The sequence below is a fragment of the Lysobacter antibioticus HS124 genome, from assembly GCF_000336385.2.
Lineage (GTDB): Bacteria > Pseudomonadota > Gammaproteobacteria > Xanthomonadales > Xanthomonadaceae > Lysobacter > Lysobacter firmicutimachus.
Genome location: NZ_HG424464.1, coordinates 1 through 13,458, shown reverse-complemented (window position 1 = coordinate 13,458; position 13,458 = coordinate 1). Strand labels below are relative to the sequence as shown.

15 protein-coding genes are annotated in these 13,458 nt (G+C 67.0%); 12 read left to right on the top strand and 3 right to left on the bottom strand.

Translation table 11 applies throughout. From position 1 onward, the window contains the following. On the top strand, positions 1 to 211 hold a 211-nt coding region (locus TX83_RS23765), incomplete at its 5' end, for an amidohydrolase family protein (RefSeq protein WP_261370026.1). A gap of 108 nt (positions 212 to 319) precedes the next feature. Here the strand turns inward: TX83_RS23765 and TX83_RS05605 are convergent. Then, positions 320 to 919, bottom strand: a complete 600-nt coding sequence (locus TX83_RS05605) for a hypothetical protein (protein WP_064746952.1) — start codon at positions 917 to 919, stop codon at positions 320 to 322. Here TX83_RS05605 and TX83_RS05600 point away from each other — a divergent pair. From TX83_RS05600 to TX83_RS05590, 4 genes are all read left to right on the top strand, one after another. Further along, on the top strand, positions 914 to 1,399 hold the full coding sequence (locus TX83_RS05600) for a winged helix-turn-helix transcriptional regulator (RefSeq protein WP_261370024.1): 486 nt from the start codon (positions 914 to 916) through the stop codon (positions 1,397 to 1,399). The two genes, TX83_RS05605 and TX83_RS05600, sit on opposite strands and share 6 nt — an antisense overlap. A gap of 72 nt (positions 1,400 to 1,471) precedes the next feature. Further along, complete coding sequence (locus tag TX83_RS05595; protein ID WP_141233375.1) at positions 1,472 to 1,825, top strand: hypothetical protein; 354 nt, start codon at positions 1,472 to 1,474, stop codon at positions 1,823 to 1,825. Between the two features lie 283 nt (positions 1,826 to 2,108). Next, positions 2,109 to 2,726, top strand: coding sequence for a hypothetical protein (locus tag TX83_RS22575; RefSeq protein WP_141233374.1), 618 nt, complete (start codon positions 2,109 to 2,111; stop codon positions 2,724 to 2,726). Next, positions 2,726 to 4,171 (top strand): XVIPCD domain-containing protein, encoded by a 1,446-nt coding sequence (locus TX83_RS05590; RefSeq protein ID WP_064746950.1) that lies wholly within the window; start codon positions 2,726 to 2,728, stop codon positions 4,169 to 4,171. The genes TX83_RS22575 and TX83_RS05590 overlap by 1 nt, the downstream gene beginning before the upstream one ends. A gap of 72 nt (positions 4,172 to 4,243) precedes the next feature. Here TX83_RS05590 and TX83_RS22570 read toward each other — a convergent pair whose 3' ends face one another. Next, entirely contained in the window at positions 4,244 to 5,005 is a 762-nt protein-coding gene (locus TX83_RS22570; protein WP_141233373.1) for a hypothetical protein, read from the bottom strand. A gap of 304 nt (positions 5,006 to 5,309) precedes the next feature. Here TX83_RS22570 and TX83_RS05585 point away from each other — a divergent pair, with 304 nt between their 5' ends. After that, a complete protein-coding gene (locus tag TX83_RS05585; RefSeq protein ID WP_064746949.1) occupies positions 5,310 to 5,516 on the top strand; it encodes a hypothetical protein in 207 nt (68 codons plus the stop codon). Positions 5,517 to 5,591: 75 nt separating this feature from the next. Here the strand turns inward: TX83_RS05585 and TX83_RS05580 are convergent, their stop codons facing one another. Beyond that, positions 5,592 to 6,167: a DUF998 domain-containing protein gene (locus tag TX83_RS05580; protein ID WP_064746948.1), complete on the bottom strand. Its 576-nt coding sequence runs from the start codon at positions 6,165 to 6,167 to the stop codon at positions 5,592 to 5,594. A 229-nt stretch (positions 6,168 to 6,396) separates the two neighbouring features. Between TX83_RS05580 and trxA the strand changes: the two genes are divergently transcribed. The 6 genes from trxA (at position 6,397) to TX83_RS05550 (ending at position 13,146) form a co-directional block, all read left to right on the top strand. Then, positions 6,397 to 7,263 (top strand): thioredoxin, encoded by an 867-nt coding sequence (gene trxA, locus TX83_RS05575; protein ID WP_064746955.1) that lies wholly within the window; start codon positions 6,397 to 6,399, stop codon positions 7,261 to 7,263. Positions 7,264 to 7,374: 111 nt separating this feature from the next. Further along, positions 7,375 to 7,827, top strand: a complete 453-nt coding sequence (locus TX83_RS05570; RefSeq protein ID WP_064746947.1) for a DUF4442 domain-containing protein — start codon at positions 7,375 to 7,377, stop codon at positions 7,825 to 7,827. A gap of 165 nt (positions 7,828 to 7,992) precedes the next feature. After that, a complete protein-coding gene (locus TX83_RS05565; RefSeq protein ID WP_064746946.1) occupies positions 7,993 to 10,017 on the top strand; it encodes a bifunctional serine/threonine-protein kinase/formylglycine-generating enzyme family protein in 2,025 nt (674 codons plus the stop codon). A 428-nt stretch (positions 10,018 to 10,445) separates the two neighbouring features. Then, on the top strand, positions 10,446 to 11,147 hold the full coding sequence (locus TX83_RS05560; RefSeq protein WP_079248059.1) for a DUF502 domain-containing protein: 702 nt from the start codon (positions 10,446 to 10,448) through the stop codon (positions 11,145 to 11,147). Further along, the gene (locus tag TX83_RS05555; RefSeq protein WP_141233372.1) at positions 11,144 to 12,337 is read left to right on the top strand and encodes a PQQ-dependent sugar dehydrogenase; all 1,194 of its coding nucleotides are present in this window, start codon (positions 11,144 to 11,146) and stop codon (positions 12,335 to 12,337) included. Before TX83_RS05560 ends, TX83_RS05555 begins: the two co-directional genes overlap by 4 nt. Beyond that, positions 12,334 to 13,146 carry a queuosine precursor transporter gene (locus TX83_RS05550; RefSeq protein ID WP_064746945.1) on the top strand — a complete coding sequence of 271 codons (813 nt, stop codon included), beginning with the start codon at positions 12,334 to 12,336 and terminating at the stop codon, positions 13,144 to 13,146. The genes TX83_RS05555 and TX83_RS05550 overlap by 4 nt, the downstream gene beginning before the upstream one ends. The last annotated feature ends 312 nt before the right edge of the window (positions 13,147 to 13,458 follow it).

Below are 13,458 nucleotides of genomic sequence, written 5' to 3'. Positions count from 1 at the left end.
GGTGGAAGCCGGCATCCCCGCCGCCGTGGCCCTGCAGGCCGCCACCATCCGCGCCGCCGAGGTGCTGGGCGTGGACGACCAGGGCGTGATCGAAGCCGGCAAGCGCGCCGACATCGTCGCCGTGCCCGGCAACCCGGTCGAGGACATCAACGCGGTGATGAAGGTGGACTTCGTGATGAAGGACGGGCAGGTTTACAAGCAAGCGCTGTAACTTCCAAGGGACGGAGGGGACCAAGCGAGCTCAACCCCCTCCGTTCCCTGTGCGCGGCGCCTTCGCGCCGCTGCGCACGCCGCGCGCCCTTCGTCGCTCCAAGCCGCCTTAGCGACCGCCTTCACCGCCGCCGATGCGCGTATCGGTCGCGATCCAGTTGACTTCCCAACTGCGCCCGCCGTCCTGCGAGTACGCCTGCTCGAACCGTGCCGTATTGGCGGCGATGCGGGTGATGACGAAGCGAACCAGGACGGCTTTCCCGTCGAGATCCTCCTGTCCGTAGAACTCGCCGCGCCCCTGGCGGAAGCCGCCGTGGATCGGAGACGTCAACACGCCGTTGCGCAGGCTGGCGTAGTGCAGATTCCACTGCCGCACCTGCGGGTTGTACAGGCGCAGATTCACGCCCTCGATCTGTCCGGCCGCGCCTTGGACGCGCAGCTCGACCAGATTGCCGCGCCCGCCCATCACCTTGCGCACGACGCTGGTGCCGGAATAATCGAGCCACTCCTGCGACCCCGACAGCGGATTCGCCAACCGGCGCAGTTCGGTCCTCCACACGCCGATCTCCCAGTCGAAATCCTGTTGACCGTCGCCCGGCAACGCGCGGGCAACGCCTTGCCGCGGCGGCTGTTGCGCGATCGCGTTCGGCGCCAGCAGCGCGATCGCCAGACAGGCGCTACCGATCCATTTCGATCCCTTGCATTGCATCGTCTCGTCCTCGCTCCCATGATGCGGCGAGGATGCGAGTACAAGGCCGCCATGAACAAGAAGGCACCTGCAGGTAACCATGCTCGACCCAATCCGGCCCGCCCCAATCCGCTCGAAGGCTGCCCGCTGGCGGCGGCCTTCGCGGCGATCGGCGGCAAGTGGAAGTTGACCCTCCTGTACTGGCTGGCGCACGGCGAACTGCACTTCGCCGGCCTGCGCAGCCGGGCCGCACCGATTTCGCAAAAAGTGCTCGCCGAGCAATTGCGCGAACTCGAAGCCGACGGCCTCGTCGTGCGCACGCCGACCGGCGAAGTTCCCGCGCCGGTGATCTACCGACTCACCGAGTACGGCCGCACCGTGGCGCCGATCGTCGAAGCCGTGCGCGTATGGGGCGAAGGGCATCTGCGGCGCTCGTCGGCGGAGCAGCGTCGCGATGGCAGGGGCTGCGGCGAGAGCCTGCGCCCGCGGACGCAGGTCTGACGGTCCGGATCGATTACGTCGGCCGCCCCTGTCGCTGCATCGTGGCGGATGTCGTTCCTGGAGCCCTCCAGCATGTTCAAGGATTGGATCGCACTATGGCGACCGAAGCGTTCCGATGTCGCCGCTCATATCGCCGCGCTGAAGGCCTTGCCGTTTCTCGCCTACGAAGGCCGTCGACTCAACGGAAACGGCGAGCGTTGGCGGAGCTTTCATTTCCGTGTGATCGGCACCGATTGGGTCGCGATCCTGCACGACCAGGGCGCGAACACGACACCTTGGACCATCTTCGCGCGCCGGCCGCCGGGCACCACGTACGGAGATTCGTTCTCGAGCTTCGAACGATTCCTGAGCCAGATACCGCAGGAGCTCCAGGCGGACTTTAGCGAGAATGCTCACCTGTTTCAGCCCGCCAAGCCAGCGGCATGAACAGGCCCCTATCTGCCCCTCTGGACCTCTGCAGCTCACCTACCGGCGCAAGAACCGGCGACTGTTTTGTAGACGAATGTTAAGGAGACCGCCGGACAGGGCGGGCGTAAACTCGACCCAAGTCGCGCTCGACCGCGTCAATCGCATCCCCGGCAAAGGACGTGCTATGCCCCTCCCCTTCCGCCCTGTCGGATCTACCGCCATCGGCCTGCTGGCCTGCTTGGCGGTGGCCGGCTGCGCACAGAAGCCAACCCAGCCATCCCCCCAGGAAAAGGACGCCCCCATGACTCAGCCCATCCCTGAGGGCGGCGAACGCGCCGCGGATGAAGTAGCCGCGATGCTGGACCGCATCGCCCGAGAGTCCACGAACACATCGGCCGCACCGCCACAGCCCGCCAACGAACGACCGGCCGCACAGGGCAAGGCACTGGCTGCAAACGAATTGATCGCGATCACCTTGCAGCTCATCGATAGCCTCAGGTCTTCGCGAGATCTATCCCCGGAACGCGTCGGCGACGCAGTCGGGGTCGAACTTTCCGAACGCAACGGAAACACGGTCGCAGGGCCGTTGACAGAGGGCGGAACCTATTTCATCTCAAGCAAGGCGCTCTATCGCGAGCGACCCGACAAGTGGACGACCAGCATTTTGCTGCTCCCCGGTGGCACAGATTCGAATTGCACATTCCCCCTTGAGACGCTGCGCCGACACACGGCGACAAAAGGATTTCGGGCCACGGAGAACATACGTCGTCGCGATGGGAGCGAACGTGCCTTGTATCGCTTGCCGACGACAGCCGAAGACATCGAGTTCGTCATAGAAGCCGATGTCGCACGAGCCACCGGCTCTCCGCCTTGCATTCGCGAACTGATCATCGAAGCCAATACCGAAGAGGATCGGTAATGAGCCAGATGCGCGCGGAAATCAGGCCTCTGCTCGAAGATTTGGCGCACCAGGACGGACTACCGCCCAACGCGGTGTCCGATCTTGAGGCGACGATCGCCAGTTCGCCCTATTTGCAGAACGTCATGGCGAGCGCCATCAAAGGCGGAACGTTGAAGCATCTGGCCATCACCGACGCTCCGCACGAAGGCGGGCGCTATGTAGGCTCCAGCGGAACGATCAACCTGGACGTCGACAACTTCAATTCGAGCCAGTCCCGAAGCTTGCTGGCTCATCGCGACAACTTGGCGGTCGTACTGGGGCACGAAGCGGGGCACGCCCTGCTGGCCGATGCGGAACTGCGCGAGCGCTACAAGCTGAGTTACGAGACAACCGATGCCATCCGGGCCGCTTCGCGCGACGGTACTGCAGCCGACCTGACCGCTTCGGTGGAACGTTACCTTAGCTTCACCAGAAGAAATGAGGCGCTGGCTGAGTTGATCGGCCTCAATTCCCTCGCCAGCCGCACGACCGGCGGCGTCGCCGCCGCATTCGATCGCGATAAATTCCTGGCCCGGGCAGATCCATCGACACCCTGCATCGAGAACGGGATTCTGGCCAAAGGCATCGCACTAGGCGAAGGCGGCATCCAGTTCACCGGAAACAAGCTCGTAAGCCCCGCCGTGGAGGCCGTGGCGCAATGCTATACGGACAACGCCTCAAGCTTGGGGCAGCATGGCGACTCCGGCTATCGGGCGTACTACGGCGGCGGCCTCATGGAGACCCTGTACGAGGCCCGTCGGGAATACGCCAAGGGGACGACGATGCACGTCCCCGATATCGAACTCGATCTGGCAAAACTGAAGTTGGATCCACGCAAGATCGAACGCGCTGGGGTGGACCTGGGTGGCCGCGGAAACTCTTTCGACTTTGTCGACACCAGCGCCGGCCGCCGCGAGTACGAATCCGTATCTCACACCCACTCAGGGCGATCGACACAGTCGACAAATCCGCGCGAGCCAGTGGCCAGAAACGAGACACCGGACGCGCCCACCTTCCGAGCGGACCATCCCGATCACCCCGACCACCCCGCGTTCGACAGCATCCGAGCGACGGTACGCGCCGACGGCAGATGGGACGATGCGCAATCCAGCAATATCGCAGCTGCACTACTTCGCGAACACAAGGCCGATCCGCTCAGCCATCGGCTCGACCGCGTAGTCATCGGCAACACGACCGCGCAGGGCGAGACCAACGTGTTCGCGGTCTACGCGCCGCACGGCGACAAAGATCCGTTCTTCACTACACGAGTGGAAATGAATGCAGCGGCTCAGATTCCTGCCGAACGCAACCTCGAACAGGTCGAGCAGATCAACCGGCGACATATCCAAAAACATCATCTATCCGAGCAACTGGACACACAGATCCAGACTCAGAACCCGACACGGACATTGACACCGTACTAGCCAGTCGACAATACCTACTGTCAGTCCAAGCTTCTCAACCTAATCCGAATAGTTTCGGAACACAGAAGCAGCTCATCCCCCCTCCCCAGGAAGGTCTTTGGCATGCATAGGGCAGCGTCGAATGGGTTTTCCCATCAGAAAATAGCGCATACCAGGAATCTTGAGTGTGCGCCAGAGCAGGTCAGCCAAATCATAAGGCAAGCTCAAGTACCGATGAATCCAATCGAGCATATTCGGGATGGATTGGCGCCTGACTTTTCGTTCGGATATCCGCCTACCATCCAGCGTCAGCGCCACTTTATGATGGGTGTAAGCATTTCTTTCCTCATTAATGAACTTGAGGGACTCATAAAGCGCCCCACCTTTCGGAAATGAGTACCCATCCGCCCACAATTTAGGCGCGGAACTCCATTTCTCTAAAAATGTTGCACGCTCGACAAAAGCAAAAATCTCGTAACTCCCAAGCGAAGCGAGTTTAGTCGCAACCACATCATTAATGATTGCTTCGCAGAGCGAGTGCGACAGAAGCAAAGAAGTAACATACTCAGACAAGACCGACTCACCCAAGGCGCTCGTTCGTTGAAAGGCTGGTTCAGCTGCCATACGAATCTGACCTTCCACAAACTCTCGAAGCGAATCGTCTTGCTCCACTTGCGGCAAATAGCTTGCTATCACGCGTGCCCGGATCAAGTCTACCGGCTCCGGCGCAAAGTTCTCCCAAGAAAATCTGAGCTTTTCATACTCAGCCCATCTTGCTCGGACCGCGAATTCCAGGGACCAGTGATCCCCCGACGACTCAATTTTTGGCACGTACTGGTGCGTGACATCGCTCATACATAACCCTGGACTCCGTTTCCGCTAGCTTTAAATTGCGTCGATCATTAGCCGATCTAACTGGCGCCCTTTGATTAACAGTCAAATGCTTCAGTTGCAAGGCCGTCAATGCCTTTGCGCCTACACTCTAAATGCCGCAGCGCCGCACATCACCCCGTGAATCCGGTCACGGCGACCGCTCGGCAGGCATGCCATAAACAGGCCGCCGGGCTGCGTCCGGCAGGAGTTCCTCTCTCGCCACCCGAGCCTCGTCCGTCCGCGTCAGTGCGCGTGCGGCGGCGCCCCACGAAAACGGAGTTTCGCCATGACCCGATCGCAATCCCTGCTCGCCGTCTGCGCCCTGGTGTTCGGCGGTGCGTTCTCGATCGCCACGACCCAGGCCGCGCCGCCGTGTCCGGAGTGCTATTACCCGTATCGCGCCTGCATGCGCGCGGCGACCACCACGGCCGAGCAGCAGGCTTGCCAGGCCGAGTACCACGAATGCGTCGGGATGTTCTGCTCGATTCCCTGAGCCGACGCCCCGATGCGCAGCGCGCCGCGGCGGCGCCGGTTCGCCGGCGTCCGCTGCGGCTTGCTGACGACCGGGTCAGGCGAGGCCGCGACGTGCGGCCGGCCAGGCCGCGCCGAGGTAGCAGCCCAGCCACAGCAGCAGCGCCAGGCGCTGCGCCGGCGGCGCGGCGAGCAGGCGCAGTTCCGAAGCGGCCATGAGCGCCAGCACCGCGCCGCCGCCGCTCCAGACCAGCGCGGTCAGCGCCGGCCTCGCCTGGCGCACGCCCAGCCCGAGCAAGGCCGCGCCGGGCACGAACGCCAGCCACCACAGCATCCACATCGCCGCATGCAAACGGCTGGCGCGGGCATCGAGGTCGCTGGGGTCCAGGGGCAACAGGCCTTGCCCGGCCCAGGCCAGCGCCGACAGGGCGCACAACCAGGCGCCGATGCGCGCGGCGGCGCCGAGCGCGTCGTAGCGTTCGCGCAGGCGCCAGGCCAGCACGGCCAGCAGCAGGCCGGGGACGACGAAGCCGAACAGGTTGAACGCGGCCGCGCGCTCGATGCCCTGCGCGCCGAGCAGCCCGGGCGGATGGCGCCAATGCGAATAGCCGTCGAGCGCGGCGCCGAAACCGAGCAAGGCGCCGAGGCAGCACACGGCCGCGAGCAGGGCCAAGGCCGGTTCGAGCCGCGGACGCGGGTTTGCCGAATTCGATGCTTGCGCCGCCGCTGCGCCGGCGGCGGCGGAAGCGCCCGGCGTCGCCGGGCCGGGCCTGGATGAGCGTTTCATCGCCACATGCTAGCGTGCGCACCGATCCGGCGCGCTTGCCTTGCGTCCGCGCCGCCCCCACCTCCGGATTCGAACCGCGCGGACTTTGCGCGCCGAACCCTTGAAGAGCCAGCCGATGACCGCCACCGCCCTGCCCCACGTCTTCGACGCCACCACCGAACGTTTCCAGGAAGAGGTGCTGCAGAAATCGCTGCAGACGCCGGTGCTGGTCGACTTCTGGGCCGATTGGTGCCAGCCGTGCAAGGTGCTGGGGCCGATCCTGGAAAAGCTGGCCGGCGAGTACAACGGCGCGTTCGAACTGGCCAAGGTCGACGTCGAAGCCGAGCAGCAACTCGGCGCGGCGTTCCAGATCCGTTCGATTCCGACCGTGTTCCTGATCAAGGGCGGCCAGTTGGTCGACGGTTTCGCCGAAGCGCTGCCGGAAAGCGCGGTGCGCGAATTCCTCAAGCACCACGGCATCGAGCCGGGCGAGGCGCCGGCCGATGCCGAACCGGCCGAGGCCGCGCCGGTGGACCCGCATGCCGAGGTGGTGCGCCTGCGCCGCGAAGTCGCCGAGCAGCCGGACAAGCCCGAGCTGCAGCTCGACCTGGCCCTGGCCCTGCTCGCCACCGGCGCCGCGCAGGAGTCGGAACAATTGCTCGACAGCCTGCCGGCGAACCTGGCCACCGACGACCGCAGCCTGCGCGCCCGCGCGCGGCTGGGCTTCCTCGCCGTGACCCGCGACGCGCCGCCGCTGGAGACCCTGGAGGCGGCCCTCGCCGCGCAGCCGGACGATCTGCAGGCGCGCTACCTGCTCGGCGCACGCCTGATCGCCGCCGGCCGCGACCAGGCCGGCCTGGACCAGTTCATCGAATTGCTGCGGCGCGACCGCAGCTACCAGGAAGGCCTGCCGCGCAAGGCCCTGATCGACGCCTTCCGGGTGGTCGAGGACGCCGATCTGGTCGGCCAGTACCGGCGCAAGATGGCGTCGCTGCTGTTCTGAGCCCGCGCCCCGGGGCCGGCCGCGCCGCCCGGGGTTGACTATACGCATGCGTATGGCAGGATGGCGGGGCTTCGGTTTCCGCCCTCCCCGCCTCGCCTGCTTGTCGCCCGCATGAAAGCCAGCACCCTGCGCCACGGCCTCAATCTGTGGCCGCCGTTCCTGTTCTCCGGCATCCACGTCGCCGCGATCGCGCCGGACTACCGCCATGCCGCGGTCGAGCTGCGGATGCGGCCGTGGAATCGCAACTACGTCGGCACCCACTTCGGCGGCAGCCTGTTCGCGATGACCGATCCGTTCTGGATGCTGTTGGCGCTGCAGGCGCTGGGCAAGGATTACATCGTCTGGGACCGCGCCGGCTCGATCGAATTCGTCAAGCCCGGCCGCGGCACGGTGCGCGCCGAATTCGCCCTGGACGAGACGATCCTGGACGAATTGCGCGCCGCCACCGCCGACGGCGAAAAATACCTGCGCTGGTTCGACACCGACGTGGTCGATGGCGACGGCGAGGTCGTCGCCAAGATCCGCAAACAACTGTACGTGCGGCGCAAGCGCGACAAACGCTGACGTCGCCCTAACGCCCCAAGCCCCAAGCTGTGACCGCGTTCGCAAGGCGAATCGCGGCGGCGTCCGATTGCGCTCCCCTTGTCATCACGGTCGGATAACAGACACACTAGCTCGAATGCGGGCACTGGCGGCGGGATTGCCGACCGGTCGCGATATGGGGCCGCGATGTCCATCACGAACGATCAAACCGAAGGCGCGAGCGCTCCGATGCCGGAGATTCCGGGCTATCGGCTGCGCGAGATCATCAACCACGGCGCTCTGTCGACCGTCTACCTGGGCGAGCAGGCCGCGCTCGGTCGCGAAGTCGCGATCAAGATCATGCTGCCGCACGCGCTGGCCGACGAGGTCAGCCGGCGCCGGTTCGAGAACGAAGTGCGCACGATCGCGCGGCTGGAACATCCCAACGTGGTCGGCATCCACGAAGTCGGGCGCACCCGCGAGGGCCTGCCCTACTACGCCATGCCGTATCTGCCGCGCGGCCACCTGGGCAAGCGCATCGAACGCGGCTTCGCCGGCGGCGAGCGCGACGTGCTGGCGATCGTCGAACCGCTGCTGGCGGCGCTGGAATACGCCCACGCCCGCGGCGTCGTGCATCGCGACGTCAAGGCCGAGAACGTGCTGTTCGACATCGCCGAGCGGCCGCTGCTGGCCGACTTCGGCATCGCCCTGCGCCGCGGCTACGGCGCGCGCATGACCGCGACCGGGCTGGCGGTCGGCAGCACCGCCTACATGGCGCCGGAGCAGGCGCGCGGCGAAGACGTCGACGGCCGCGCCGACCTCTACAGCCTCGGCGTGCTGATCTGGGAAATGCTGACCGGACGGCTGCCGTTCGAAGCGCCCGATGCGCTGTCGATGGCGGTGATGCACGCGCAGGACCCGATCCCGAAGCTGCCGCCGGCGCTGAAACACTGGCAGCGCTTCATGAACCGCGCTCTGGCCAAGCAGCCCGAGCAGCGTTTTGCCGACGCCGCGGAAATGGCCGCGGCGATGGGCGAGATCAAGCACCGCGGCGAGATGTCCGCGTTCGCGCGCGGCATGAGCCACCTGCGGCCGCTCAAGCGCTGGGCCACGCCGGCCTGGGCCGGGCTGGCGGTGGTCGCGATCGCCCTGGTGACCCTGGCCTTCGGCCTCAACCGGGTCGAACAAGACGGTTTCTTCCGCGCCCAGGCGCCGGCGACGGATGCGGCGCGCAACGCCGCGGCCGATCCGGACCCGACCCAGGCGATGATGGCGCCGCTGCCGACCGCGCCGCTGCAGGATTCGCTGCAATCGGCGCGTAACTACATCGCCCAGGGCCGCCTGGCTGCGCCGGCCGACGCCAACGCCTACAACAGCCTGCTCACCGCCTGGCATCTGGACAGCACCAGTCCGGAAGTCGCCGCGGTGGTCGAGGAACTGACCCAGGCCTTCGCCGAGGAAATGGCCCGCGACCTGCGCGAAGGCCGCGACCAGCGCGCCCGCGAACACCTGGTCAACGCCACCGCGCTCGGCCAGCAGACCGGCACCGCCGATTCGCCGGCCCAGCGCAGCTTGCGCGAGAAGGCGTCCGTCGCATTGGAGGCCCGGCTCGAACAGGCCGCGCGACGCGGCGACGGCGCCGACGCCGGCAAGGTGATCGCCTTGGCCGAAGAGTTCGGCCTGCCGCGCAATGTCTCCACCCGGCTGGTCGCGCAGGCGCGCGGCATCGCCGGCGATGGCGCCATCGCGCGCGGCGCGCCGGGCGTCGCGGCGGCTACGCCGGCCGCCAGCGTCGCGGTCAGCTTCAATCCGCGTCCGGTCAGCCGCGGCGAGTACGCGCGCTTCGCCAACGCCAACGGCCGCACCCCGGCGCTGTGCCGCGAACGCGTCTCGTTGTTGCGGGTGATCGCGCCCAAGGACTGGCGCGCGCCGGGCTTCGACCAGAGCGAGGCCGAGCCGGTGGTGTGCGTATCGATCGCCGACGCCGAGGCCTACGCGCGCTGGTACAGCCAGCAGACCGGCCGCAGCTACCGTCTGCCGACCGCCGAAGAGGCCCAGCGCATGCCCGGCACCAGCGGCCGCGCCCTGTCGATGTGGTCCGCCGACTGCGGCCGCAACTGCCAGCAGCGCCAGGTCGGCGGCACCTCCTGGCGCAGCCGCACCGCGCAGCGCCCGCTCAGCGGCGGCCGCGGCTACGACGACGTCGGCTTCCGCCTGGTGCGCGAACGCTGAGCGACGACGGCCGCGGCGACGCGGCGGCGCCCCTGTAGGAGCGGCGTAAGCCGCGACCAACCGAAGCGACGCAATACCACGCCGTCCTCCGAAGCCGACGACTCCACAGCCCCTTCCGATCTACCGGGCTTCGGCCACCGCGCTCGCATCCACCGCTGCGGCTGTCGCGGCTGACGCCGCTCCTACAAGGGGGCGTAAGCCGCGACCAACCGAAGCGACGCAGTACCACGCCGCCCTCCGAAGCCGACGACTCCGCAGCCCCTTCCGATCTACCGGGCTTCGGCCACCGCGCTCGCATCCGCCGCTGCGGTCGTCGCGGCTGACGCCGCTCCTACAAGGGCCGGCGCCACCGCGGGCGGGGCGGTGCGCCCCCTTCCGAACCCACGCCGCCATGCGGCTGCCGCGACAGGGCCGTTAGAATCGGCGCCATGCGCCCGCCCACCCTGCAACGCCTGTTCCTCACCGGCCTGCTGACCCTGTTGCCGATCTGGCTGACCTGGGTCGTGGTCAAGTTCGTGTTCGTGATGCTGTCGGACATCAGCCGGCCCTTGATCGGGCCGCTGTTGCAAGACCTCGCGCTCGCCCATCCGCAAGCGTTGTCCTGGCTCGGCTCCGAATGGGTGCAGACCGCGCTGGCCCTGATCGCGACCCTGGCGGTGATCCTGCTGTCCGGCGCGATGGCGCGGGTGGTGGTCGGCCAGACCGTGCTGCGCTGGTTCGAATCGCTGATCAAACGCGTGCCGCTGGCCAGCATCGTCTACGGCAGTGCGCGGCAATTGCTCGATATCCTGCAGACCAAGCCCGACGGCACTCAGCGTGTGGTGCTGATCGACTTCCCGCACAACGAGATGAAGTCGATCGGCTTCGTCACCAAGGTCCTGCGCGAAGCCGGCAGCGGCCGCGAACTGGCGGCGGTGTACGTGCCGACCACGCCCAATCCGACTTCCGGCTACCTGGAGATCGTGCCGGTGGAGAAGATCACCCCGACCGACTGGACCGTGGATCAGGCCATGAGCTTCATCATCTCCGGCGGCGCGGTGTCGCCGGCCTCGATTCCGTTCTCGGTGCCTTCCGCGGCCGATACCTTCCCCGCCGCACCCGCGGCGCCCGACATGGACCGTTCGCAATGACTTCACGCCTGCTGCAAAGCCTGCGCTGTACCGCCTTCGCCCTCCTCGCCCTCGGCGCCGCATCGGCCGCCGCCGCCCCCGCCGCGCTGACCCCGCATCCGGTCCGCCTCGACGACGGCCGCCGCTTCAACCTCAACCTGCCGGCGGATCTGGACATCGTGCCGGTGGTGCAAGGCCTCAAGCGGGTGCGCTTCTTCGCCCGCAGCCCGGACGGCCGCCTGTTCGTCACCGACCTGCACGACCTCAGCGACAACAAGCTCGGGCGCGTCTACGCGCTGGACGGCTGGGACGAGCAGAAGGAACGCTACACCAAGGTTTCGGTGTACTTGGACAAGCAGCGCAATCCCAACAGCGTCGCCTTCTACACCGACCCGGCCGGCAAGAGCTGGCTGTACGTGGCCAACACCGACAAGCTGCTGCGCTATCGCTACCGCAACGGCGACACCAGGCCGTCTTCGGAACCGGAAGTGCTGGCGAGCTTTCCCGACTACGGCCTGAGCTACAAATACGGCGGCTGGCACCTGACCCGCACCCTCGCCTTCGGCGGCGACAAGCTCTATGTCTCGGTCGGCAGCAGTTGCAACGCCTGCGTCGAAAAAGAAGACGTGCGCGCGGCGATCCTGCAGATGAACCCCGACGGCAGCGGCCGCCGCTTCTATGCCACCGGGCTACGCAACGCGGTCGGCCTGCTGTATCGCGATGGCCGCCTGTACGCGACCAACCAGGGGTCCGATCATCTCGGCGACCGCAAGCCCGACGAAACCCTGTTCGAGGTCCGCGACGGCACCGACTACGGCTGGCCTTACTGCTACCACCACCAGGGCAAGCCGCTGGCCGATCCCAAGTTTCCGCGCAAGGCCGGCTGCGCCGCGGTGCCCAAGGCGTTCGCCTTCTTTCCTTCGCATGCCTCGGCCTTGGGCCTGAGCTGGTTTCCGGCCGCCGACGGCGGCTTGCTGCGCGACGAATTCCTGGTCGCTCTGCACGGCGCCAGCAAGCTCGCGCTCGACCACGGTTATCGCATCGTGCGAGTCAAGGCCGACGGCCGCAGCGGCGGCGAGCTGGTCAGCGGCTTCCTCGCCGGCGGCAAGGTGCTGGGCCGTCCCTGCGACGTGCTGCGCACCGGTCGCGACAGCTTCCTGTTCACCGACGACAAGAGCGGCGTGATCTACCGGGTGAGGCCGAAGCGGTGAGCGCGAACCCGTCGCCGCTCGCCGCGGCCCCCGGTGGAGGCACGCGCACCCTGCAGGACCGCGCGCTGCGCTTATTCATCGTGCTGTCCGCGTTTTTCTGCGTCAACGCGGCGCTGGCCGAATTCATCGGGGTCAAGATCTTCGCCCTCGAAGACACCCTGCGCATCGCGCCGTTGCAGTGGAACCTGTTCGGCCAGACCGGCTCGCTGAACTTCACCGCCGGCACCCTGCTGTGGCCGATCGTGTTCCTGATGACCGACGTGGTCAACGAATTCTTCGGCCGCCGTGGCGTGCGCTTCATTTCCTGGCTGGCGACGCTGCTGATCGCCTACGGCTTCGTGTTCGCGTTCGCGGCGATCGCGCTGGCCCCGGCCGGCTGGTGGGTCACCGCGGCCCAGGCTCAGGGCGTGCCGGACTACCAGGCCGCGTTCGCGGCGATCTTCGGCCAGGGTTTGTGGAGCATCGGCGGCTCGCTGGTCGCGTTCATGCTCGGCCAGCTGATCGACGTCTCGGTGTTCCACCGCATCCGCAGCGCCACCGGCGAGAAGCACGTATGGCTGCGCGCGACCGGCTCGACCGCGGTCTCGCAACTGGTCGACAGCTTCGTGGTGCTGTACATCGCCTTCGTGCTGGGGCCGCAGCATTGGCCGATTCCGCAGTTCCTGGCGATCGGCACGGTCAACTACGGCTACAAGATGCTGGCCGCGTTCGCGATGATCCCGTTGATTTACCTGCTGCGGCGCTGGATCCACCGCTACCTGGGCGAAGCGCGCGCGCGCCAGCTGCGCGAGGAAGCCGCGGCCGATTGAGCGGCGACGCCGGAGCGCCGCTGCCGCGACAACCGCAGCGGTGCGACGCAGCGCCGTCATCCGAAGCACGCCGCACTGCGGAGCGAACAGCTCCGATCGTCCGGGCTTCGGCGGTTACGCTTGCGCACACCACTGCGGTGGGTCGCGGCTTGCGCCGCTCCTACCCCGACCGCCGCGACGCAGCGCCTGCCGTTGCCGTTGCCGTTGCCGTTGCCGTGGAGAGCCTGGCGCCGCATCGAACTCGCGAGAACGCCCTGGAGCCCCGGAGGGCGGCCCGCAGGGAGGCGGGCCGTGCGCAGCCAAGCCAGGGAG